Annotated in this window: 16 protein-coding genes; 14 read left to right on the forward strand and 2 right to left on the reverse strand. The window is 60.5% G+C overall.

Annotated elements, in window-relative coordinates:
* Nucleotides 1-69: 69 nt before the first annotated feature.
* The 3 genes from AC13QE_RS16285 to AC13QE_RS16295 all read left to right on the forward strand — a co-directional run bounded on the left by AC13QE_RS16285 (nucleotide 70) and on the right by AC13QE_RS16295 (nucleotide 3,433).
* Nucleotides 70-753 (forward strand): YoaK family protein, encoded by a 684-nt coding sequence (locus AC13QE_RS16285; protein WP_488484431.1) that lies wholly within the window; start codon nucleotides 70-72, stop codon nucleotides 751-753.
* Nucleotides 754-903: 150 nt separating this feature from the next.
* Entirely contained in the window at nucleotides 904-1,887 is a 984-nt protein-coding gene (gene galE / locus AC13QE_RS16290; RefSeq protein ID WP_488484432.1) for a UDP-glucose 4-epimerase GalE, read from the forward strand.
* Nucleotides 1,865-3,433 (forward strand): alkaline phosphatase family protein, encoded by a 1,569-nt coding sequence (locus AC13QE_RS16295; protein WP_488484433.1) that lies wholly within the window; start codon nucleotides 1,865-1,867, stop codon nucleotides 3,431-3,433. Before galE ends, AC13QE_RS16295 begins: the two co-directional genes overlap by 23 nt.
* 6 nt (nucleotides 3,434-3,439) lie before the next feature.
* Here the strand turns inward: AC13QE_RS16295 and AC13QE_RS16300 are convergent, their stop codons facing one another.
* Entirely contained in the window at nucleotides 3,440-3,946 is a 507-nt protein-coding gene (locus AC13QE_RS16300) for a DUF1993 domain-containing protein (protein WP_488484434.1), read from the reverse strand.
* A 372-nt stretch (nucleotides 3,947-4,318) separates the two neighbouring features.
* On the opposite strand from AC13QE_RS16300, the gene AC13QE_RS16305 reads away from it, so the two are divergent.
* From AC13QE_RS16305 to AC13QE_RS16350, 10 genes are all read left to right on the forward strand, one after another.
* Nucleotides 4,319-5,245, forward strand: coding sequence for a sugar ABC transporter substrate-binding protein (locus AC13QE_RS16305; RefSeq protein ID WP_488484435.1), 927 nt, complete (start codon nucleotides 4,319-4,321; stop codon nucleotides 5,243-5,245).
* Nucleotides 5,246-5,318: 73 nt separating this feature from the next.
* Nucleotides 5,319-6,860 carry a sugar ABC transporter ATP-binding protein gene (locus AC13QE_RS16310; RefSeq protein WP_488484436.1) on the forward strand — a complete coding sequence of 514 codons (1,542 nt, stop codon included), beginning with the start codon at nucleotides 5,319-5,321 and terminating at the stop codon, nucleotides 6,858-6,860.
* Between the two features lie 32 nt (nucleotides 6,861-6,892).
* Nucleotides 6,893-7,918 (forward strand): ABC transporter permease, encoded by a 1,026-nt coding sequence (locus tag AC13QE_RS16315; RefSeq protein ID WP_132719817.1) that lies wholly within the window; start codon nucleotides 6,893-6,895, stop codon nucleotides 7,916-7,918.
* Between the two features lie 190 nt (nucleotides 7,919-8,108).
* A complete protein-coding gene (locus tag AC13QE_RS16320) occupies nucleotides 8,109-9,167 on the forward strand; it encodes a dipeptidase (RefSeq protein ID WP_488484437.1) in 1,059 nt (352 codons plus the stop codon).
* A 48-nt stretch (nucleotides 9,168-9,215) separates the two neighbouring features.
* Nucleotides 9,216-10,856 carry an ABC transporter substrate-binding protein gene (locus AC13QE_RS16325; protein ID WP_488484438.1) on the forward strand — a complete coding sequence of 547 codons (1,641 nt, stop codon included), beginning with the start codon at nucleotides 9,216-9,218 and terminating at the stop codon, nucleotides 10,854-10,856.
* A 42-nt stretch (nucleotides 10,857-10,898) separates the two neighbouring features.
* A complete protein-coding gene (locus AC13QE_RS16330) occupies nucleotides 10,899-11,945 on the forward strand; it encodes an ABC transporter permease (RefSeq protein WP_488484576.1) in 1,047 nt (348 codons plus the stop codon).
* Nucleotides 11,942-12,868, forward strand: a complete 927-nt coding sequence (locus AC13QE_RS16335; RefSeq protein ID WP_488484439.1) for an ABC transporter permease — start codon at nucleotides 11,942-11,944, stop codon at nucleotides 12,866-12,868. The genes AC13QE_RS16330 and AC13QE_RS16335 overlap by 4 nt, the downstream gene beginning before the upstream one ends.
* On the forward strand, nucleotides 12,865-13,698 hold the full coding sequence (locus AC13QE_RS16340; RefSeq protein ID WP_488484440.1) for an ABC transporter ATP-binding protein: 834 nt from the start codon (nucleotides 12,865-12,867) through the stop codon (nucleotides 13,696-13,698). The genes AC13QE_RS16335 and AC13QE_RS16340 overlap by 4 nt, the downstream gene beginning before the upstream one ends.
* Entirely contained in the window at nucleotides 13,695-14,444 is a 750-nt protein-coding gene (locus AC13QE_RS16345; RefSeq protein ID WP_488484441.1) for an ABC transporter ATP-binding protein, read from the forward strand. Before AC13QE_RS16340 ends, AC13QE_RS16345 begins: the two co-directional genes overlap by 4 nt.
* A gap of 159 nt (nucleotides 14,445-14,603) precedes the next feature.
* Nucleotides 14,604-14,792: a hypothetical protein gene (locus AC13QE_RS16350; protein WP_488484442.1), complete on the forward strand. Its 189-nt coding sequence runs from the start codon at nucleotides 14,604-14,606 to the stop codon at nucleotides 14,790-14,792.
* An 81-nt stretch (nucleotides 14,793-14,873) separates the two neighbouring features.
* Here the strand turns inward: AC13QE_RS16350 and AC13QE_RS16355 are convergent, their stop codons facing one another.
* A complete protein-coding gene (locus tag AC13QE_RS16355; RefSeq protein WP_488484443.1) occupies nucleotides 14,874-15,188 on the reverse strand; it encodes a hypothetical protein in 315 nt (104 codons plus the stop codon).
* Nucleotides 15,189-15,906: 718 nt separating this feature from the next.
* Between AC13QE_RS16355 and AC13QE_RS16360 the strand changes: the two genes are divergently transcribed.
* Complete coding sequence (locus AC13QE_RS16360) at nucleotides 15,907-24,417, forward strand: glycoside hydrolase family 94 protein (RefSeq protein ID WP_488484444.1); 8,511 nt, start codon at nucleotides 15,907-15,909, stop codon at nucleotides 24,415-24,417.
* Nucleotides 24,418-24,502 lie beyond the last annotated feature (85 nt).

Consider the following 24,502-nt stretch of genomic DNA (forward strand, 5'->3'; position numbering starts at 1 on the left):
CAACCATCTCGACAACGGCAGCTATTCGGCGCGATAAGATCGGAGACGATAAAAGCGAGCGAGAAAGCGATGAAGCCGAGCCTGCCCACCCTTCTGAGCATCAATGGCGGCTATGTGGATACCGCCGGGTTTCTGGCCCTGCATGGCCTGTTCACGGCGCATGTGACAGGCAATTTCGTCACGCTCGGCGCTTCCCTGGCACTCGGAACCTCGGGTGCGCTGGCCAAGCTTCTGGCGCTGCCGGTCTTCTGCGTCGTCGTCATCCTCGCCCGTCTCATTGGCGGCGATCTCTCGCGGCGCAATCTGCCGACGTTGCAGATCATCCTCTCGCTGAAATTACTGCTGCTCGCGCTTGCGGCGATCCTCGCCATGCGCTTCGGTCCGTTTGGCGATGGGGATGGCTGGCAGGCCATCCTGACCGGCATGATCCTTGTCGCCGCCATGGCCATCCAGACGACGGCACATCGCATTCATCTCGGTTCGACACCACCCACGACCATGATGACGGGCACGACGACGCAGATCATGATCGACATTGCCGATCTGCTGCGTGGCGCCAAGCCGGAGGATAGGGCGGCGATGAAGGCGCGGCTTTCCCGCATGGGAGCTGCAGTCGGCGGCTTTGCGCTCGGCTGTGCCGTGGCGGCAGCGCTTTTCCTGCTCGTCGGCATGGCCTGTTTTCTCGTCCCGCCGGTTCTGGCGCTTGCCGGAATTCTCACGCATATCAGCAAGGCGGAGGTGAAGCCGGCTTAGCTTTTCGCATTGACCTGTTCTCGATACGACCAATCTTGCTCCTTTCTCCCGTCTTGCAAGTCGGCTACAGCTCTCTAAGTGTACGCCTCGGACCGAACAGGTCCGTCGCGTTTGAGGCGGCAAATCCTTGTGACTCAAGAAAGGATGATCATGGCAGGAGAAACGGTGCTTGTGGTCGGCGGAGCCGGATATATCGGTTCGCACACTTGTCTGGATCTGGCGAACAAGGGGTTCAAGCCGGTCGTCTACGACAATTTCTCCAACGGTCATCGCGAATTCGTCAAATGGGGTCCGGCCGAGGAAGGCGATATCCGCGATCGGGCCCGCCTCGATGAGGTGCTGGCCAAGCACAAACCTGCCGCGATCTTGCATTTCGCCGCGTTGATCGAGGTCGGCGAGTCGGTCAAGGATCCCGTTTCTTTCTATGAGAACAATGTCATCGGTACGCTGACCCTGCTTTCGGCAGCCCAGGCGGCCGGCGTGAAGGCTTTTGTCTTTTCCTCGACCTGCGCGACCTACGGCCTGCCACAGAGTGTGCCGCTCGACGAAAGCCACCAGCAGATGCCGATCAACCCCTATGGCCGCACGAAATATATCGTCGAGCAGGCGCTGGCCGATTACGACCAATACAAGGGGCTGCGCTCCGTCATATTGCGCTATTTCAATGCTGCCGGCGCCGATTTCGAGGGGCGCATCGGCGAATGGCATACGCCGGAAACCCATGCAATCCCGCTTGCCATCGACGCCGCCCTCGGCCGCCGTCAGGGCTTCAAGGTGTTCGGCAGCGATTATGATACGCGCGACGGCACTTGCGTCCGCGATTACATCCATGTGCTGGATCTCGCCGACGCCCACGTGCGCGCCGTGCAATATCTGCTTGATGGCGGAGATTCCGTCGCGCTCAATCTCGGCACAGGCACGGGAACGACGGTGAAGGAACTGCTTGGGACGATCGAGACTGTCTCGAACCGGCCGTTCCCGGTCGAATATGTCGGCCGCCGCGAGGGCGATTCGACGACGCTGGTCGCCAATAACGACAAAGCTCGTGATATTCTCGGCTGGTCGCCGCAATATGATCTGACCGAGATCATCCAATCGGCCTGGAACTGGCATGCCAAGTCCAACCAGCACTGAACGGCGTTCTGTCGCCGGTGTTGGGAGTAAACGCCCGAACGTCCTGCTGATCTCAGCCGATCAATGGCGGGGAGATTGCCTCTCCGCCGTCGGTCATCAATGCGTCCAGACGCCGAATGTCGATGCGTTGGCGCGGGAAGGTGTGCTGTTTCGGCGGCACTATGCCGGTACAGCGCCCTGTTCGCCGGCGCGGGCGACGCTCTATACCGGCCTTTACCAGATGAACCATCGTGTTTGCCGCAATGGTTCGCCGCTGGATGCCCGTTTCGACAATGTCGCGCTTGCTGCACGCCGGGCCGGCTACGAGCCGACGCTGTTCGGCTATACGGATACGGCGCCGGATCCGCGTGGCCGTGACCCCCACGATCCGCATCTGACGACCTATGAGGGCGTATTGCCGGGTTTCACGGCGCGACAGCTTCTGCCCGAACATGAGAAACAATGGCTCTCCTGGCTACGGTCGTGCGGCCATGCCAATGCCATCAGCCGCAATATTCATATTCCAGTCGGGGCCGCGCCCGGCGAGATTTCGAGCAATGCGCCTGCCTATTCCAAGGACGAGACGCAGACGGCCTTTCTGGCCGGCGAGTTCATCCGCTGGCTCGGCGAACAGGATCAGCCCTGGTTCGCGCATGTTTCGTTCCTGCGGCCGCATCCGCCTTTCTCGGTGCCAGAACCCTATAACCGCATGTTTTCGGCCGCCGACGGCCCGGCTTTTGCGCGTGCCGTTGATCGTGAGACAGAAATGGCAGCGCATCCGCTGCTCGCTTTCGGCCTGCCGCTGATCGGCAAGGGCAGCTTCATGTATGGCGGCAAAGGCTCCATCAACGAGTGGACGTCTGAGGATTTTTCAGCGATCCGCGCCATTTATTACGGCATGATCGCCGAAGTCGATGCGCAGCTTGGCCGGATCTGGCAGGCCCTGAAGGATGCCGGCGCCTGGGACGACACTGTCATCGTCTTCACCTCGGACCACGCCGAGATGATGGGCGATCACTGGATGCTCGGCAAGGGCGGCTTCTTCGATGGCAGCTATCATGTGCCGCTCGTCATCCGCGATCCCCGCCAATCCGCCACGCATGGCCGGCAGGTGGAGCGTTTCACGAGTGCCGCGGATATTTTCCCGAGCCTGTGCGACCGGCTTGGCATCGCGCCGGCAAACCATGTCGATGGCGAAAGTCTGCTGCCGTTCCTCGCTGGCTCCGAACCGGAAAACTGGCGCGACGCGGCCTTCTGGGAGTTGGATTTCCGCGATATCGCCGAAGGCATTCCGGAGCGGCATTTCGGCCTGCGGTCCAATGCCTGCAATCTGGCCGTCGTGCGTGACGAGCATTTCAAATACGTCCATTGCGCCGGTCTTCCGCCGCTGCTCTTCGATCTGGCGAAGGATCCGGCCGAGCTTTCCAATGTCGCCAATGACAGCGCCTATACGGCAACCAGGCTTGCCTATGCCGAAAAGCTGCTTTCTCTTCGGGCGGAGCATCTGGACCAGACGCTTGCCTATACGGAGCTGACGGAAAAAGGGCCGGTGTCGCGCCGGCCCTGAATAATTTTAGCCGAGTGCACCGAGGTAGTTCATCTTACCCACCGCTAAGCCGCGGCTGCGCAGAATGTCGTGCGCCGTCGTGACATGGAAGAAGAAGTTCGGCAGCGCAAATTTCGCCAGGTAATCTTCACCTTTGAAAACGATCTTGTTGCCTCCGGGCGTGATCGTCACTTCCCGCGTGTCACTGCCTTCCATCGTGGCAGGGGTGATCGTCGCCAGGAAATCCTGCGTTTTCTTCAGACGTTCGCGCAGGTCTGCGACGGTAACTTCATTGTCCTCGAAACGCGGCGCATCGATGCCGGCAAGACGGGCGATGGCGAGTTTCGCCGTATCGGAGGCGCGCTGGTACTGGCCGGAGAGCGGCAGCATGTCGTCGATCAGCCGCGCGGAAACGAGTTCCTCCGTCGCAACGTCTTTTTCTGCCGCATAGGCTTCGATCTTGTCGAGATAGACCGAAAGGTTTTGCAGGCCGCGCTGAAAGATCGGGACCGAGAAACTGTACATCGAGGGCATGCTTATTCTCCATTGCGGGGCCGCGGCGCGGCCGGTTGGTTCGCCGACATTCTATTCCAATCCCATGTCGATGGAATAACCGTTCCACGATGCCGGCGCCCGTATGTAGCGTTTGGCCGCCGTTTCTTACAGCAGCAGAGACGAGAAACTCGTCGTCGCCCGCGCCCTTTCGGGGGGCGAGAATTTGCTGTTGACCTTTGTCCTGAAAAATGGAATGAATATTCCGGATAAAGAATTTTACGGTTTGTTTGTTCCGTTTTCGATATGGCTGCCATGGGAGTGACAGCCGATTGAATAAAGGCCCCGCGGTCGAAACCGGGGGCTCCGGCATTCAGGAGGGGTGTGGCCGGGCACCGTATCTGGGAGGAAAACATGAAGAAATTTATCCTTGGCTCTGCGATGGCGCTTATGCTGTCTACTGCTGCTCATGCCGAAACCATCGGCGTTTCTATGGCGCTCTTCGACGACAACTTCCTGACGGTTCTGCGCAACGGCATGCAGGATTACGCAAAGGATAAGGGCGTCACCCTGCAGGTTGAAGACGCGCAGAACGATATCGCCAAGCAGCAGAGCCAGATCCAGAACTTCATCGCCAGTAAGGTCGACGCCATCATCGTGAATCCGGTCGACACCGACGCGACGGCAGCGATTTCCAAGCTTGCCGCCGATGCCAAGATCCCGCTCGTCTACGTCAACCGCGAGCCGGCAAACGTCGACAGCCTTCCGGACAAGCAAGCTTTCGTCGCCTCCAACGAACAGGAATCCGGTACGCTGGAAGCCAAGGAAGTCTGCCGGTTGCTGGGTGGCAAGGGCAAGGCCGTCATTATGATGGGCGAGCTTTCCAACCAGGCTGCCCGCATGCGCACCAAGGACGTCCATGATGTCGTGGCGACCGATGAGTGCAAGGGCATCAAGATCGTTCAGGAGCAGACCGCCAACTGGCAGCGCACCCAGGGTGCCGACCTGATGACCAACTGGCTCTCCAGCGGCATCGAATTCGATGCCGTCATCTCTAACAACGACGAAATGGCGATCGGCGCCATCCAGGCACTGAAGGCGTCCGGCAAGTCGCTCGACAAGATCATCGTTGCCGGCGTCGATGCGACGCAGGACGCGCTTGCCGCCATGCAGGCCGGCGACCTGAAGGTCACCGTGTTCCAGGATGCTGCCGGTCAGGGCAAGGGTGCCGTGGACGCCGCACTCAAGCTCGCCAAGGGCGATAAGGTTGAGAAGAAGGTCTATATCCCCTTCCAGCTCGTCACCCCGACCAACGTCAAGGACTTCGTCAAGAAGAACTGAGGACGAAAATGATCGACGGATGCGGGCTTGAAAGCCCGCATCCTTTGAAATCCGATCTGCCCGGGAGGGAAAAATGGTTGTGAGCCCATCCACCATGGCGGCGGTGCGCGCCAGCGGCGTTGTTCCCAATGCCACCTATCTGTTGAGCGCTGAAGGCATTCGCAAGGAATTTCCCGGCGTGGTCGCCCTCGACGACGTTTCCTTCCGCCTGAAGCGCGGGACGGTGCATGCGCTGATGGGTGAAAACGGTGCGGGCAAATCGACCCTGATGAAGATCCTTGCCGGCATCTATATTCCCGATCAGGGGGAAGTGCGCCTCAAGGGCGTCGAGATCCGGCTGAAATCGCCGCTTGACGCACTGGAAAACGGTATTGCCATGATCCATCAGGAGCTGAACCTGATGCCCTTCATGACCGTTGCCGAGAATATCTGGATCCGACGTGAGCCGAAGAACCGGTTCGGTCTCGTCGATCACGCGGAGATGAGCCGCAAGACCGAGGAGCTCTTCCAGCGCCTCAACATTTCCATCGATCCCGAGATCCAGGTACGCGAGCTTTCGGTCGCGAGCCGGCAGATGGTCGAAATCGCCAAGGCGGTCTCCTATAATTCCGACGTGCTGATCATGGATGAGCCGACCTCGGCGCTCACCGAGCGTGAGGTTGCGCATCTCTTCCAGATCATCCGCGACCTGCGCGCCCAGGGCATCGGCATCGTCTATATCACCCACAAGATGAATGAGCTGTTCGAGATCGCCGACGAATTCTCGGTTTTCCGCGACGGCAAATATATCGGCACGCACGCTTCGACCGATGTGACCCGCGACGATATCATCCGCATGATGGTCGGCCGCGAGATCACGCAGATGTTCCCGAAGGAAGAGGTGCCGATCGGCGAGACCGTCCTTTCGGTCAAGGATTTGAGCCTCGACGGCGTCTTCTCCAACGTGTCCTTCGACGTCAGGGCCGGCGAAATTCTCGGCGTGGCCGGGCTTGTCGGATCGGGCCGGTCCAATGTCGCGGAGACCATCTTCGGCGTGACGCCCGCCTCGTCCGGCACCATCGAGCTTTTCGGCGTGAAGACAGAGATTTCCTCGCCGGCCGCCGCCATCCGCCACGGCATGGCCTTTCTGACGGAGGACCGCAAGGATACGGGCTGTCTTCTCATCCTCAGCGTGCTGGAGAACATGCAGGTTGCGGTGCTGCATGACCAGTTCGTGCGGGGTGGCTTCGTGCAGGAAGGCGCGATCGAAGAGGCCTGCGAGGAGATGGCGAGGAAGCTGCGCGTCAAGACGCCGAACCTCGACGAACGCATCGAAAACCTGTCTGGCGGCAATCAGCAGAAGGCGCTGATCGGCCGGTGGATGCTCACCAATCCCCGCATTCTGATCCTGGATGAGCCCACGCGCGGCATCGATGTCGGCGCCAAGGCGGAAATCCACCGTCTCGTCACCGAAATGGCGCGCAACGGCGTCGCCGTCATCATGATCTCCTCGGAAATGCCCGAGGTGCTCGGCATGAGCGACCGCATCATGGTGATGCATGAAGGACGGGTCACGGGATTCCTGGATCGCGCGGACGCAACTCAAGTGAAGGTGATGGAGCTGGCTGCGCAGTGACGCCGCCAATCATCGCAAGGGAGGATTGAACCATGGTTAGCAAAGTTGCAGAGGCGACCGCCCCGGCAGTCACACGGCCCAGACGTCGCCGCGTGCCGCCCGAACTCGGCATCTTCCTGGTGCTGATCGGCATTGCGCTTCTGTGCGAAATCCTCGGCTGGATCTTCGTCGGCCAGAGCTTCCTGATGAACCTGCAGCGCCTGAAGATCATGATCCTGCAGGTCTCGGTCATCGGCATCATCTCGGTCGGCGTGACGCAGGTCATCATCACAGGCGGTATCGACCTCTCGTCCGGCTCCGTCGTCGGCCTGACGGCAATGGTCGCCGCGAGCTTCGCCCAGTCGTCGACCTGGGCGAGGGCCGTCTATCCTGCGCTGACCGACATGCCCTTCTTCGTGCCGATCGGCATCGGCCTGCTGATCGGCCTCCTTGCCGGTTTCATCAACGGGCAACTGATCACCAAGACGAAGATCCCGCCCTTTATCGCGACGCTCGGCATGATGGTCTCGGCCCGTGGCCTGTCGAAGCTCTATACCAAGGGCCAGCCGATTTCGGGCCTCACCGACCAGTTCAATTTCATCGGTTCCGGCATCTGGCCGGTCGTCGTCTTCCTCATCATTGCCGTCCTCTTCCACATCGTGCTGCGCTACACGCGCTACGGTAAGTTCACCTACGCGATCGGCGCCAATGTGCAGGCGGCGCGCGTCTCGGGCATCAATGTCGAGGCGCATCTGGTCAAGGTCTATGCGATAGCCGGGCTTCTGGCGGGCCTTGCCGGCATCATCACCGCCGCCCGTGTGCAGACGGCGCAGGCCGGCATGGGTGTGAACTATGAGCTGGATGCGATCGCAGCTGCTGTCATCGGCGGCACGTCGCTGACCGGCGGCGTCGGCCGCATCGCCGGCACCGTCATCGGCACCGTCATTCTCGGCGTGATGATCTCCGGCTTTACCTTCCTCAACGTCGATGCCTATTACCAGGAAATCGCCAAGGGCTTCATCATCGTCGCGGCCGTTGCCATCGACGTCTACCGCCAGAAGAAGCGGGCCAAGCGCTGAAATGCCCGACACATCATCAGCGTCGTAAAGCATGCCTTCAAGGCGGGGTGTTTGCCCCGCCTTTTTCCATTCGAATATGCCGTTCCATGCAAATGCAAATTTTTTTCATTTGGGTATGGCGAATCCTGTCAGCTTTTCTATTCTGGCCGCTTTCCATTCGCTCACTCGAGCGCTTCATCCGGGATAGACAATGCAAGCCGTATTCGATGGTCACAACGACGTTCTCTTGAGGCTCTGGCATCACGCGCGCGATGGCGCCGATCCGGTTGCCGAATTCAGGGATGGGACGTCGAGCGGCCATATCGATGCTCCGCGGGCGCGTGCGGGCGCCCTCGCCGGAGGTCTTTGCGCCATTTACATCCCGTCGGGCGATCTCGTCTTTGCCGATCCCGATAGCAATGGCCACTATGCCACGCCTTTGGCGGCTCCGCTGGAGCGTGCGCCTTCGCTGGATATCGCTCTCGAAATGGCGGCGATCGCGCTCCGGCTCGACCGCGCCGGCGCCTGGAAGCTCTGCCATTCCACCGCCGAGATTCGCGATTGCATGGAGAAAAGAATTTTCGCGGCCGTGATGCATATGGAAGGCTGCGAAGCGATCGACGCCGATCTCGTCGCACTTGAAACCTTCTATGCGGCCGGCCTGCGTTCGCTCGGCCCCGTCTGGAGCCGCAACAACATCTTTGCCCATGGTGTGCCCTTCGCCTATCCGAGCTCCCCGGACACAGGACCTGGCCTGACCGACGCCGGCTTTGCGCTGGTCCGCGCCTGCAACCAACTCGGCATCCTCGTCGATCTCGCCCACATCACCGAGAAAGGCTTCTGGGATGTGGCGAAGACCTCGGATCAGCCGCTGGTCGCGAGCCACTCCAATGCGCATGCGCTGACGCCTGTCGCGCGCAACCTCACCGACAAGCAGCTCGATGCCATCAAGGAGAGCCGCGGCATCGTCGGCCTCAACTATGCGACGGCCATGCTGCGCGACGATGCGCGTTCGGATGCCGATACGTCGCTCGAGGCGATGGTGCGGCATGTCGATCATCTCGTCGGCCGCCTTGGCATCGATTGCGTGGGCCTCGGATCGGATTTCGACGGCGCCACGATACCGGCTGAGATCGGCGATGCGGCAGGCAATCAGAAGCTGATTGAAGCCCTTCGCAACGCTGGTTATGGTGAGGCCGATCTTGTAAAGCTGTGCAGGGAGAACTGGCTTCGCGTCCTCGCGTCCGCTTGGAAGGAAGGCAGCCGTTAGAGTGCGTCCTGAATATTGCGTTGAGTTTAAAAAAGGGGAATGAAAACAATGATGATGACCAAGATGAACCGCGGTTTGCGCGCGCTGTCTGCCGGCGTGGCTCTCTCGCTTCTGCTGATGGCGGCGCCGAACGCATATGCTGCGACGCCAAAGGACACGCTGGTCGAGGGCTTTGCCTTCGATGATATTCTGAGCATGGATCCGGCCGAAGCCTATGAACTGTCGGCGGCGGAAATCACCGGCAACACCTATAGCCTGCTGGTTCGCCTCGACATCAACGACACGTCCAAGATCCAGGGTGATCTCGCCGAAAGCTGGTCGGTTTCCGACGATCATCTGACCTATACGTTCAAGCTGAAGCCAGGCCTGAAGTTTGCGTCCGGCAACCCGATCACGGCAGAAGACGTTGCATGGTCCTTCGAGCGTGTCGTCAAGCTCAACAAGAGCCCGGCCTTCATTCTCACGCAGTTCGGCATCACGGGCGACAACGTGACGGAAAAGGCCAAGGCAACCGATGCGAACACTTTCACCTTCACCGTCGACAAGCCCTATGCGCCGAGCTTCGTGCTGAACTGCCTGACGGCAACCGTCGCCGAAGTGGTCGACAAGAAGCTGGTTCTGCAGCATGTAAAGCCGGCAACGCCGACGGCCGATTACAAATATGACAACGACTTCGGCAACAGCTGGCTGAAGACCGGCTTTGCCGGTTCCGGTCCGTTCAAGCTGCGTGAATGGCGCGCCAACGAGGCCGTCGTGCTGGAGCGCAATGACAATTACTACGGCGAAAAAGCCAAGCTGAACCGCGTCATCTATCGCTTCATGAAGGAAAGCTCGGCGCAACGCCTGGCGTTGGAGAATGGCGACATCGACGTTGCCCGCAACCTGTCGCCCAACGATCTCATCGCCATCGAGAAGAACGCCGCGCTTGCCTCCACCAGCGCGCCGAAGGGCACGGTCTACTACGTCAGTCTCAACCAGAAGAATGCGAACCTTGCCAAGCCGGAAGTGCAGCAGGCGTTCAAATATCTGGTCGATTACGACGCCATCGGCAAGACGCTGATCAAGGGCATCGGCGAGATACACCAGACCTTCGAGCCGAAGGGCCTGCTTGGCGCATTGGATGAAAATCCGTTCAAGCTGGATGTTGCCAAGGCCAAGGAACTGCTGGCCAAAGCCGGACTGCCTGATGGATTCTCCGTGACCATGGACGTGCGCAGCATCGAGCCGGATACCGGCGTGGCGACCTCGATCCAGCAGACGCTCGGCCAGGCCGGCATCAAGGTGGAGATCATCCCCGGCGATGGCAAGCAGAAGCTGACGAAGTATCGCGCCCGCAATCACGACATCTATTTCGGCCAGTGGGGCAACGATTATTGGGACCCCCATTCCAATGCCGATACGTTCACGACCAATGACGACAATTCCGATACCAGCACCAACAAGACGCTTACCTGGCGCAACACCTGGACATCGCCTGAGCTGGAAAAGGAAACCAAGGCAGCGCTCTTCGAAGTCGATACCGCCAAGCGTGCCGCTATGTACCAGGATATCCAGAAGAAGTTCCTGGATGCCAGCCCCTTTGTCATCCTCTATCAGCAGACGGAAGTTGCCGGCTACCGCAAGGACGTGAAGGACTTCAAGCTCGGTCCGACCTTCGACACCAACTTCGTCTGGCCGATCTCCAAGTAATGATCCGGCAGGACTAGGTCTTTGAGCACTGTCGAACGAAAAATGCAGGTGCGGCCCAAAAAGGGCCGTGCCGCTCCATTCTTCATGGGTCTGCTGCGATTTTTGGTCGTGGCCGTCACCACCTATCTCGGTCTTCTGGCCGTCACCTTCTTCATCGGACGCGTCATACCGATCGATCCGGCGCTGGCGATTGCCGGCGATCACGCGCCGCAGCAGATATTGGAGCGCCTGCGGCGCGAGATGCATCTCGACCAGCCGCTTTATCTGCAGTTCTATTATTATCTCGTGAGCGCGCTCAGCGGCGATTTCGGTACGTCGGTTCTGACAACCAATCCGGTCATGGATGACATCAGGCGCGTCTTTCCAGCGACAATGGAGCTTGCGACGGTCGGCACGATCATTGGGGCCCTGTTCGGGGTTCCCTTCGGCGTACTTGCCGCGGTGCGCCGCAACAGCTTCATCGACCAGATCGTCCGCGTGATCGGCCTCGTCGGCTATTCCGTCCCAGTCTTCTGGCTGGCCATGGTTTCGCTCGTCATTTTCTATGCGAAGCTGAACTGGGTGGCCTATCCCGGCCGCATCGACATCGCCTATGAATATAGTTTCACGCCGATTACGGGCTTTTTCCTGCTCGACAGCGCTCTGCAGGGGCAATGGGATGTCTTCTGGGACGTGTTCCGCCACATCATCCTGCCGGCCTCGCTGCTCGGCTATTTCTCGCTTGCCTATATCAGCCGCATGACCCGCAGCTTCATGCTGAACGAACTGGGCCAGGAATATATCGTGGCCGCTCGCGCCAAGGGGCTTTCCGAAACGCGGGTAATCTGGGGGCATGCCCTGCGCAGCGCCGCCGTGCCGCTGATCACGGTGATCGCGCTTTCCTATGCCGGGCTGCTCGAGGGATCCGTGCTGACGGAGATCGTGTTCTCCTGGCCGGGCATCGGCTTCTACATCACCAGCTCGCTGCGCAATGCCGACATGAATGCCGTTCTCGGCGGCACGATCGTCGTCGGCACAGTGTTCATCGGCATCAATCTGATTTCCGATCTTCTGTATCGGACGCTCGACCCAAGGACGCGACGTAAATGACTGTCGAGACCACCCAACCCAACTTGAGGGACTGGCTGCTCTCTGATCGGCCGCAGTCGCGCCGGCAGGCGAGACTTGGGCGCGCCTATGTCACGTGGCGGCAGTTTTCCGCCAATCGTTTGGCCGTGATCGGGCTGCTTATCATTATCGCCCTCGTGCTGGTGGCAGCACTTGCCGATGTCATCGCACCGCATTCGCCTGTTATCGGCGACCTGACCAATGCCTATCTGAAGCCCCCCGGGACGCCAGGCTATCTTCTCGGCACCGACGATCTTGGGCGCGATATCCTTTCGCGCCTCATCTACGGGTCGCGCTGGACGCTTTATATCGTCGTTCTGGTCGCGATCATCTCGGCGCCGATCGGACTGATCATCGGCATGGTGTCGGGCTATCTTGGCGGCTGGGTCGATGTGATTCTGATGCGCATTACCGATATCTTCCTCGCCTTTCCGAAACTGGTGCTGGCGCTTGCCTTCGCCGGCGCGCTCGGCGCGGGCATCGAGAACGCCGTCATCGCGATCGCCATCACCTCGTGGCCACCCTATGCGCGCCTGGCGCGGGCCGAGACGATGACGGTGCGGCGTTCGGACTATATCGCCGCCGTGCAGCTTATGGGTGCCTCGCCGCTGCGTATCATCTTTCGCCATGTCATGCCGCTCTGCATCTCCTCGGTGATCGTCCGCGTTACGCTCGACATGGCCGGCGTCATCCTGACGGCGGCCGGCCTCGGTTTCCTCGGTCTCGGCGCGCAGCCGCCGCTGCCGGAGTGGGGCGTGATGATCGCAAGCGGCTTCAAATACTATCTCGATCAATGGTGGGTGGCGGCCATGCCCGGTATCGCGATCCTCATCGTCAGCCTCGGCTTCAACCTGCTCGGCGATGGCCTGCGCGATGCGCTCGATCCGAAGGAGAGCGGGCAATGACGACACTTTTGACCGTCGAGAACCTCATGGTTCGCTATCCGACCCGTACCGGCGTCATCGATGCCGTGCGCGGCGTCTCCTTCACGCTCGGCCGCGAGCGGCTTGGTATTGTCGGCGAGAGCGGTTCCGGCAAATCGCAGACCGGCCGCGCCATCATGGGGCTAACGCCGCCGCATGGCATCGTCACCGCCGACACGCTCAATTTCAGCGGCATCAACCTCCTGTCGATTTCGGCCAGGGAACGCCGGTCGCTGCGCGGCAAGCGCATCGCCATGGTGCTGCAGGACCCGAAATATTCGCTCGACCCGGTCATGACCATTGGCAAGCAGATCACCGAAACGCTGCGCACGCATGAGAAGGTGAGCAAGGCCGAAGCGCGTGACCGCGCGCTTGCCATGCTGGAAGCGGTGCAGATTCGCGATCCCGGCCGTGTCTACGACCTGCATCCGCACGAGGTCTCGGGCGGCATGGGCCAGCGCGTCATGATCGCCATGATGCTGATCGCCGGGCCGGAGTTGCTGATCGCAGACGAGCCGACCTCGGCGCTCGATGTCACGGTGCAGCTGGACGTGCTCAAGATCATGGATAAGCTCGTCTCCGAGCGCGGCATGGGGCTGATTTTCGTCTCGCACGATCTGCGGCTGGTGTCCTCCTTCTGCGACCGGGTGATCGTCATGTATGCGGGTAAGGTCGTGGAAGAGCTCAAGGCTTCCGAATTGAACAATGCCCAGCATCCCTATACGCGCGGCCTGCTGAACTGCATGCCCGTCATCGGGGAAAGCCGGCATCCGCTGCCGGTGCTCGATCGCAAGCCGGAGTGGGCGGCATGACGACAGCACTCGCAGTTGATGATCTCAGCGTCGTCTATGACGGCTATTATGCGCTCGATACCGTCGGCGTCGAGGTGAACAAGGGTGAATCCTTCGGTCTGGTCGGCGAGTCCGGTTCCGGCAAATCGACGCTACTGCGTGCCGTTGCCGGTCTTGCGCCCGTCACGCACGGCAAGATCCAGGTTGGCGACGAACAGCTGAAAGGCGCCAGGCGCAGCAAGGCCTTCTACCGCCAGGTGCAGATGGTATTCCAGGACCCCTATGGCTCCCTGCATCCGCGCCAGACGATCGATCGGCTGCTGCTGGAGCCTCTATCGATTCATGGGATCGGCGACACGGAAACCCGGATCGCCAGGGCGCTGGACGAAGTCGGCCTCGGAAAGGGCTTCCGCTTCCGCTACCCGCACCAGCTCTCCGGCGGCCAACGCCAGCGTGTCGCCATTGCCCGCGCGCTGATCGTCGAACCGTCGATCCTGCTGCTCGACGAGCCGACCTCGGCGCTCGATGCCTCGGTGCAGGCCGAAGTTCTGAACCTGCTCGAGCAGGTGCGCAAGGACCGCCATCTGACCTTCGTGATGGTGAGCCACGATCTCGGCGTCATTACCCACATGTGCGAGCGTCTGGCCGTCATGCGCAATGGTGCCGTTGTCGAGCGGCTGACGGCAAAGGAGCTTTCGGCAGGCGACGTGAAGGAAGATTATACGCGCAATCTGATGATCGCCAGCAAAGGGTTCGTCCGCGCGTGAGCGGACGGCCTTGCCCCTCGGCACGTTAACGAAGGGGCCGTTTAAACACGACCAATCGTATAGACTATTGACACCTGCCGCAATTCTGTCATGATCTCGTTAATGGCAGTTAACTTTCGTGATCCCGACTAAGGGGTCAGACGTTAAGTGGAGGCAGGCATGTTTTTCATGGGTGGCATGACCATGGGCTATCTTCATCCGCCGGTTCCGGCGAAACGGGAAGGTGCACGGTCCGCTACTCTTTCTGAGGAAAGCAGTCGCCGCCAAGTCGGACCTGCCGAAGAGCAGACGGCCGATACCAGCGCCATCGAGCGCAGCTTGATTTGGGCCCGCCGCATTCTCTGCTGATTAGGCGTTGCCGATCTTTCGGGTCCTCGACTTCAAATGGTTTAATTTTTCTCGGCTCGCATTCTGGACGGAAATTCATCTCTACCTAATTGATAGGAAATGTATGAATATCGGTCCTGGGCTTGACCTGAGAGACATATAAGAAACGAACGGAGGCGACACATGGCGAATTTGGGTATTTCGAATACGCATGTGAATCGGTTCGATGGTTCCAAGCGCGCTGCGAATACGCGGCAAAAGATCCAAACGGCTGTTCATGTCGTCCTGTTTTCGGCTGCGTTCCTGTTTGTCGCGGCCATTGTTTGCGGCATCGTCGTTTAAGGCGATGCCCTTTGAAGCGGCAGGCAATACTGCCGCTTGTTTGGCCGACTTCTCGGCGACCCCGATAAATTCCACGTTTGTTTTCCTGGCATCATTTCGCTGCGCAAAGAAATTTGCTCGGCCGATAGAATGTGCCGTGTGAAAACAGTAAACTTCCCCCAAAATACGCTCGCGTAAGCGGTTGCTGCGTTGCCATTCGGCGGCTCGGCGGGACGCTATGCTATTGCGTATTGCCTCTCTTTCCGAAGTGAAGGCGAATCGCTGCGATGGCATGACAGGGAGGATGTGTCTTGGCCCTGCGGGGTTGCCACTCACAGCCAGGTATGGCGCTGCGTTCTGCGCAACTTCGAAAAGCGACGCGCTTCGGCACGAATTTGCGAATCTTTTTATGGGGTTCAGTTTAAGTTCATCTTCTGCGGGATATGGAGGATTCAATATGCCGAACCATGCTGAATTTCCGAAACGGGATGAATCAGCCTAGGGAGAATGCCTCATGACCTTGATCGATTGTCGTTGACCTCTGCGGATCGCTGCCGGAACCATTTGGTTGCGTATCCAGTTTCACGGACACCCTTTTGGATGATGACGAATAGTCGCCGCATTCTTTGAGAGCGCCCCCGTGAAAATCTTCGCCTGTATATGTTTGTTCTAAGCCGTCACTTCGAATTCACCCCCTTCGCCCGCCGGGAAGCGAAGCAAAAGGGTCCAAATGCGTGAATTCTTGCGTCGGGCAGGGCAAAGACGATAAAGGCGACAATGCCACTCACTCTGTTTGGACCCAGAACCCGAATCCATGACATCTCAAAATCTCTCCACCGTTACGCCGCGCGATTCTGAAGCCAAGCAGATCGATCATAACGATGCGATCCGCGCCACCTATTTCTCCAATGAGCAGATAAAGGAATGCGGCGCGGCCTTCGCCCGCAACGGCGCGAAAACCAAGCTGCCAGGCTTTGCGCCCTTCGATTTCTTCGCCCGGCACAAGGAAAACGAGAAAGAGATCCTGCGCGTCTATCGCTCGGCCAATGCCGATGTCGATGCGGGGGAATCGATCACGCCGGCCGCCGAATGGCTGCTCGACAACCACTACATCATCGAAGAAGCCATTCAGGAAGTCCGCCGCGACTTTCCGAAGAAATTCTACGACCAGCTGCAGACGCTGACCATCGACGGCATGGTCATGCCGCGCACCATGGCGCTTGCCTGGCTCTATGTCGCCCACACGCATAGCACCGTATCCAATCAGGGCCTGCTGGCGCTCGTCGAAGGTTTCCAGTCGGTGGAGATGCTGAAGATTGGCGAGCTTTGGGCCGTTCCCTCGCTGGTGCGGTATATTTTGGTCGAAAACCTGCGCCGCATTTCGATCCGCGTCGAGCAGAGCCGCATTACCCGCAAGAAGGCGAATGCCGCCGTCGATGAGCTGATCCGTCTGAACGACGACGCCAAGGTCGAAGAGTTCCTGAAGACGCTCGAGCCCTTGACCTCGGACAATACCTTCGCCACGCAGTTCCTCTACCGTCTGCGCGACGGCTCGCATACGTCGGGCCTCGCCGTCACCTGGCTTGAGAAGCGGCTTGCCGAGGCGGGCACCGACGCCGAAAGCGTCATGATGGCCGAGCACAATCGCCTGTCATCCGGCAACGTGACGATGGGCAACATCATCAAGAGCCTGCGTCTCATCGACGATACCGATTGGTCCGTCTGGGTCGAAGAGGTCAGCGCCGTCGACAAGCTGCTCTGGGACGAGACCGACTACGCCAAGCTCGATCCGGGTTCGCGCAACAGCTACCGACGCCGTATCGAAAAGCTCGCTCGCCGTTCCGACAAGACCGAAATGGAAATCGCCCAGGTCGCCATGGCGATGACCGAAGCGGCCAAGGCATCGGGCGAAGGGCAGGCGCGTGAGCCGAATATCGGCGATTTCATCATGGGTCAGCAGACCCAGAAGCTGGAAAAGGCGATCGGCTACCGTGTGCCCCTTTCGGTGAGTTTCGTGCGTCAATGGCGCAAGCTCAACTGGCTGTCGATTGCAGCCCCGGTGTTGTTCCTGACCGTCGTGGCCCTCGGTATTGTCGGCTATTTCATGCTGCATGCCGGCATGGGCTGGGCCGAGACCATCCTGCTGCTCCTGATGTTCTCGCTGCCGGCATCGGAAGGCGCCACCGGCCTCTTCAATTTCTTCGTCACCATGTATCTGACGCCGGCGCGTCTGGTCGGTTACGAATTCAAGGAAGGCATTCCCGAAGAGGCCCGTACGCTGGTCGTCGTGCCGACGCTGATCGGCAACCGCGACAGTGTCGACGAGCTTGTGCGCAATCTTGAAGTCCACTACCTCGCCAATCCGGGCGGCGAGATCTATTACGCGCTGCTCAGCGACTGGCCCGACAGCCAGGAGGAGGAGAGCGAGCGCGATCTGGAAATCCTCGATTACGCCCGCCGCGAAGTCGCTAGTCTGGCCGCCCGCTATGATGAGGATGGTGTCCAGCGCTTCTACCTGCTGCATCGCCGCCGCCTCTACAATCCGTCCGAAGGCGCCTGGATGGGCTGGGAGCGCAAGCGTGGCAAGTTGCATGAGCTGAACATGCTGCTGCGCGGCGACCGCGATACCACCTTCCTGCCCGGCGCAAATATCGTGCCGAAGGACGTGCAGTATGTCATGACGCTCGATTCGGATACGCGCCTGGTGCGCGATACCGTGACGAAGCTCGTCGGAAAGCTGCATCACCCGATCAATCGACCGGTTTTCGATCCCGAGAGCAAGCGCGTCGTGCGCGGCTACGGCGTGCTGCAGCCGCGCGTCACCCCGTCCTTGACCACGGGCAAGGATGCATCGGTGTTCCAACGCGTCTTCTCGGTCAACCGCGGTCTCGACCCTTACGTCTTCGCCGTGTCCGACGTCTATCAGGATCTGGTCGAAGAAGGCACTTTCACCGGCAAGGGCCTCTATCATGTCGATGCCTTCGAAGCGTCGCTAAAAGGCAAGATCGACGAAAACGCTGTCCTCAGCCACGATCTGCTCGAAGGCTCGATGGCGCGCTGCGCCCTCGTCACGGACTGCGAACTCGTCGAAGACTTCCCGATCCGCTACGAAGTCGAGGTCTCGCGCCAGCATCGCTGGGCGCGTGGTGACTGGCAGCTGCTTCCCTATCTCTTCAACCCCAAGCGCGGCGTCACCGGCCTCGGCCGCTGGAAAATGATGGACAATCTGCGTCGCTCGCTGACGCCGATCGCCTGGTTCTTCGCCTCCGTGCTCGGTTGGTATTTCATGGAGCCGCTGGCGGCGCTCATCTGGCAGATCCTGCTGATCTTCTGCCTGTTCGTCGCGCCGACGCTGTCGCTCATCAACGGCATCATTCCGCGCAGCAGCGATATCGTAGCGCGCGCGCATCTCTACACGGTCTGGTCGGATATCCGTGCCGCCAATGCGCAGGTCGCGCTGCGCATCGTCTTCATCGCCGACGCCGCCTGCGTCATGGCCGATGCCATAGGCCGTTCGCTCTACCGCGCCTTTGTCAGCCGCAAGCTGATGCTGCAATGGCGGACCGCCGCCAGCGCCCAGGCTGCCGCGCAAACCACCATCCTGGGCCATTATCGTGTCATGTGGCATGCGCCAGTGCTTGCGCTGCTGGCACTTGCCTTTGCTTCCCTCTCCGGCGACAACGCCTTCTTCGTTGGCATTCCCTTTGCACTGCTCTGGGTTCTGTCGCCGGCGATCGCCTGGTATGTCAGCCAGTCGGCCGAGACTGAAGACCGGCTCGAAGTGCCGGAAAGCGTTTCGTTCGAACTGCGCAAGATCGCGCGGCGCACCTGGCGTTATTTCGAAACCTTCGTCGTCGAACAGCAGAACCATCTGCCGCCGGACAATGTGCAGCAGACCCCGAATGCGGTCGTGGCATCACGCACGTCGCCGACCAATATCGGTGTCTACCTGCTGTCGGTCATTTCGGCGCGCCATTTCGGCTGGACCTCCTTCGAGGAAACCATCGATCGCATGGAAAAGACCATGGCGACCGTGGCAAAGCTCGAAAAGTTCCGCGGGCACCTGTGCAACTGGTATCACACCGATACGCTCAAGCCGATGGGCGCTCGCTACATCTCGGCGGTCGATAGCGGCAACTTCGCCGGCCATCTGATCGCTGTCTCGTCCGCTTGCCGCATCTGGGCGGAAGCACCGTCTGCACATATGCAGGGCAATCTCGATGGTATCGGCGATGTCGCCGGCATTCTCGCCGAAACCCTTGCCGAGCTTCCGGATGACCGCAAGACGGTTCGCCCGCTGCGTCGCCGCCTGGAAGAGCGCATCGTCGGCTTCCAGAACGCGCTTGCTGCCGTCAAGCGCGAGCACGAATTCGCTTCCATCCGCGTCATCAACCTGTCGGTTCTGGCGCAGGATATCCAGAAGCTTGCGGCAAACCTCGACCATGAGGTGAAGTCGACGCAGAGCGGCGAGGTGCTCACCTGGTCGCAATCGCTGGTCAAGGTCTGCGAAGGGCATATCGCCGACAGCATCTTCGATCTTGCCAATGTGGATTCGTTGCGCCAGCGTCTGGCGAAGCTGCGCGACCAGATGCGCGAACTCGCCTTCGGCATGGAATACGCCTTCCTCTATCGTCCGGAACGGCGCCTGCTTTCCATCGGCTTCCGCGTCGAAACCAATGAGCTCGATGCCGCCTGCTACGACCTTCTGGCCTCCGAAGCACGCCTCACCAGCCTTTTCGCCATCGCCAAGGGCGATCTGCCGACGGAGCACTGGTATCGCCTCGGCCGTCAGGTCGTGCCTGTCGGCTCGCGCGGCGCGCTAGTCTCCTGGTCCGGATCGATGTTCGAATATCTGATGCCGCCGCTCGTCATGCAGGAGCGCCAGGGCGGTATCCTCAACCAGACGAATAATCTGGTTGTGCAGGAGCAGATGAACTACGCCAAGCGCCTTGGCTCCGATATCCCCTGGGGTATTTCGGAAGCGGCCTTCAACGCCCGCGACCACTATATGCACTACCAGTACACCAATTTCGGCGTGCCTTCCCTTGGCCTCAAGCGCGGCCTCGGCCAGAACGCCGTTATTGCACCTTATGCCTCGATCCTCGCCAGCCAGTATCGCCCGGCTGCCGCGCTCGAAAATCTGCAGAGACTGCGCAAGGTCGGCGCGCTCGGCATCTACGGCTTCCACGACGCCGTCGATTTCACGCCGACCCGCGTTCCCGAAGGCAAGAAGTGCGCAGTGGTCTACAACTACTATGCGCACCACCACGGCATGTCGATCGCCGCGATCGCCAACGTCGCCTTCAACGGCCGCTTGCGCGAACTCTTCCATGCCGATCCGGTGATCGAAGCGGCCGAACTGCTGCTGCAGGAAAAGGCGCCGCGCGATATTCCGGTCATGGCTGCCAAGCATGAGAGCGACCAGCCGGCCAATATCCAGGAAGACATGCTGCGTCCGGAAATCCGCAAGATCGCCGATCCGGCGACGCAAGATCGCGAGCTCGCCTTCCTTTCCAACGGCCATTATTCGGTCATGCTTACCGCAACCGGCGCCGGCTATTCGCGCTGGAACGGCTTAACGGTCTCGCGTTGGCGCGCCGACCCGACGGAAGACCGCTGGGGCACCTTCATCTTCCTGCGCGATACCGCCTCCGGCCAATGGTGGTCGGCGACCGCGGAACCGCGCAGCATCGAAGGAGAGAAGGCCAAGGTCGCCTTCAGCGATGAAAAGGTCGAATACAGCAAGACGGTCGGCGATCTCACCAGTGATGTGGAGTGCATCGTCGCCACCGAGCACGATGCGGAAGGCCGCCGTGTGACGCTGCTCAACATGGGTGCGGAGGACCGCTTCATCGAAGTGACCTCCTATCTCGAGCCGGCGCTGGCGAGTGACGACGTCGATTCCGGTCATCCGGTCTTCACGCGCATGTTCGTGCGCACCGAGATCGGCAACAGTGGTGACGTGATCCGCGCCGAGCGCAACAAGCGCGACTATAACGAGCCTGACATGTCGGTCGCCCATCTGGTCGTCGATAATGCCGGATCGGAACGTCCGACCGAATTTGAAACCGACCGCCGCAAGTTCCTCGGCCGCGGCCGCACGCTTGCGGAAGCTGCAGCCTTCGATCCGGGTGCGACGCTCTCCGGCACCGATGGCTTCACCATGGATGCTTGCCTGTCGCTGCGTCGCGTCGTGCGCGTTCCCGCCGGCAAGAAGGTCAGTGTAATATTCTGGACGATTGCCGCACCGAACCGCGAGGAAGTCGACAAGGCCGTCGAGCGCTACCGCAATCCCGACACCTTCGGCATCGAGCTGACGCAGGCGTGGACCCGCACGCAGATGCAGATGCGCCATGTCGGCGTTACCTCGCAGCAGGCGGCCGCCTTCCAGAAGCTCGCCCGCTATCTCGTCTATCCGGATATGCACCTGCGCGCAGACGGCGCCACCGTGCAGGCCGGCCTGCATTCGCAGTCCGCGCTCTGGCCGGTGACGATCTCGGGCGATTTCCCGATCTTCACCCTGCGCATCAACGACGATATCGACCTCGAAATCGCCCGGGAAGCGCTGATGGCGGCGGAATATCTGCGGTCGCGCGGCATCAGCGCCGATCTGGTGATCGTCAACGAACGCGCTGTCGAGCAGGCCCAGGACATGCAGCGCGAGCTGGACAAGCTCGTCGAGCATGTGCGTCACAACCAGGGCGACGGTCTCAGGCAGAACATCTTCTCGGTGCGCAAGGACCAGATCGAAAACGAGACCTACCAGGAGATCCTTGCCTCATCGCGGGTGATCTTCCATGCCCGCAACGGCAAGCTCGTCGATCAGATCGCGCGCGCGGCGACGCTCTTTGCCTCGACGCAGTCCGATGAAACGACGCCGGTCAATCGTCTCTCCGTACCGGTCACGCTGCAGGATTCCGTTTTTGCGGCCGAGCCTATCGAGGCGCAGGACGATCTCGATTTCTGGAACGGCTACGGCGGCTTCTCCAAGGACGGCCGCGAATATGTCGTGCGTCTGCCGGGCGGTCAGTCAACACCGCATCCGTGGATCAACGTCATCTCGAATGAGCGCTTCGGCTTCCATGTTCCCGCCGAAGGCGGCGGCTTCACCTGGAGCCACAATTCGCGCGACTATCAGCTGACCCCCTGGACCAACGACATGGTCATCAACCGTCCGGGTGAGGCGCTTTACGTCGCCGATCTCGACAGCAGCAAGGTCATGACGCCCTATGCCGGCCTGTCGCGCAATGCGAAGGTCCGTTTCGAGGCCCGTCACGGTCTGGGCTATTCCGTCTTCTCGAGCGAAGACGATGGCGTGGCGCTGGAGCTGACGCAGATCGTCGATCGCGATCGTCCGGTCAAGCTCTTCCGCCTCCGGCTCAGCAACAAGGGTGCCGGCAGCAGGCGCCTGCGAATTTACAACTACGCCGAATGGGTGCTCGGCACCAATCAGAACAAGACCAGACCCTTCATTCTGTCGACGCTGGATGAGGAGACGGGCGCGCTGTTTGCCAACAATCCCTACAGCATCGACTACTTCAAGCGGACCGCCTTCATGGCGGCGAGCGAGACGCATTCGAGCTTCTCGGCAAGCCGCCGCGAGTTCATCGGCCGCCATGGCACGATCCAGATGCCGGAAGCCGTCGTTACGGCGGCCGCGCTTTCGAGCTCGACCGATCTCGATGGCGATCCCTGCGGTGCTCTGGCCTTCGACGTGACGATTGCCGCCGGCGAGCAGAAGGAAATCTGCTTCTATATGGGCGATACGGCGACCGTCGAAGAGGCCCGCGCGCTGGTTTCGGAAATCCGCAAGGTGGATTTCGAGGCCGTGCTTTCGGCAGGCCGTGAGTTCTGGGACGGCTTCACCGGCCATGTGAAGATCTCGACGCCGGACAAGGCGATGAACAACATGATCAACGCCTGGCTACCCTATCAGAGCCTGGGCTGCCGTATCATGTCGCGTACCGCCTTCTACCAGTCGTCGGGTGCCTTCGGCTTCCGCGACCAGCTGCAGGATACGCTGGCATTCCTGGTGCATAAGCCGGAGCTTGCCCGCAACCAGATCCTCAATGCGGCCCAGCGTCAGTTCCGCGAAGGCGACGTGCAGCATTGGTGGCTGCCGGGCAGCGGCGCCGGCGTGCGTACGCATATCTCGGACGACGTCGTCTGGCTTGCCTATGCCATCGACCAGTACTGCACGGTGACGGGCGACAAGTCGCTCCTCGATGAGGAACTTGCCTTCGTCGAGGGTGCGGCGCTGATGCCCGGCACGCATGACGCCTTCTACCAGCCGGCCGTGTCGCAGGACAAAGTCAGCGTCTACGAGCATGCGGCTCTGGCTCTCGATCTCGCGATCAAGCGCAAGGGCGGCAACGGCCTGCCGCTGATCCTCGGCGGCGACTGGAACGACGGCATGAACCGCGTCGGTATCCAGGGCCGCGGCGAGAGCGTGTGGCTCGGCTGGTTCCTGGCCGGCATGCTCACCGCCTTCCTGCCCTATGCCGAGGCACGCGGCGACAAGGAGCGCGTCAAGCGCTGGTCCGATCACCTGCCGGAACTGCGCAAGGCGCTGGAATCGGCCGGCTGGGACGGCGGTCACTATCGCCGCGGCTATTTCGACGATGGTAGCCCGCTCGGCTCCAGCGAGAATTTCGAGTGCCAGATCGATTCGATCGCGCAGTCCTGGAACATTCTCTCCGGCGAAGGTGACAGGGCGCGGGGCGAGAAGGCGATGAATGCCGTTCTCGAGAAGCTGGTGGATGACGAAAACCGGATCATCCGGCTGTTCACGCCGCCCTTTGCCAAGTCGGCGCGCGATCCGGGCTACATCAAGTCCTACCCACCGGGCGTGCGCGAAAATGGCGGCCAGTACACTCACGCGGCCACGTGGGTGGTCATGGCGCTGGCGGAGATGGATCGTGGCGACGATGCCTGGCATTGCTTCGACATGCTGAACCCGATCAACCATGCACGCGATCGTGATCAGGCCGATACCTATCGTGTAGAGCCCTATGTGGTTGCTGCTGATATCTACGGCGAAGGACAATTGACCGGCCGTGGCGGCTGGACCTGGTACACAGGCTCTGCCGGCTGGCTCTATCGCGTCGCTGTCGAAGGCATTCTCGGTATCCGGGTGAAAAACGGACGACTTTTCGTCAAGCCGGCATTGCCTTCGAACTGGGATGGCTTTGCGGCGGATATAGAACTGCCGAGCGGAAATTACCGTATTTCCGTCTCAAAAGCGCCCGATGCGGCGGGATACTCGGTCACCATTAATGACAGGGCGGTCGCCCATCCCGAAGAGGGCTATCCGATCGGACAGTAGCGTTTCTGCACTGTTTCGCTTCGACGATCGGGGCCAAGGGGGAACTCTTTGGCCCCGATTGCATTTGAGTGTCGGAACAGGAGAG

This window comes from Martinezella sp. CNPSo 3957 (genome assembly GCF_057784395.1).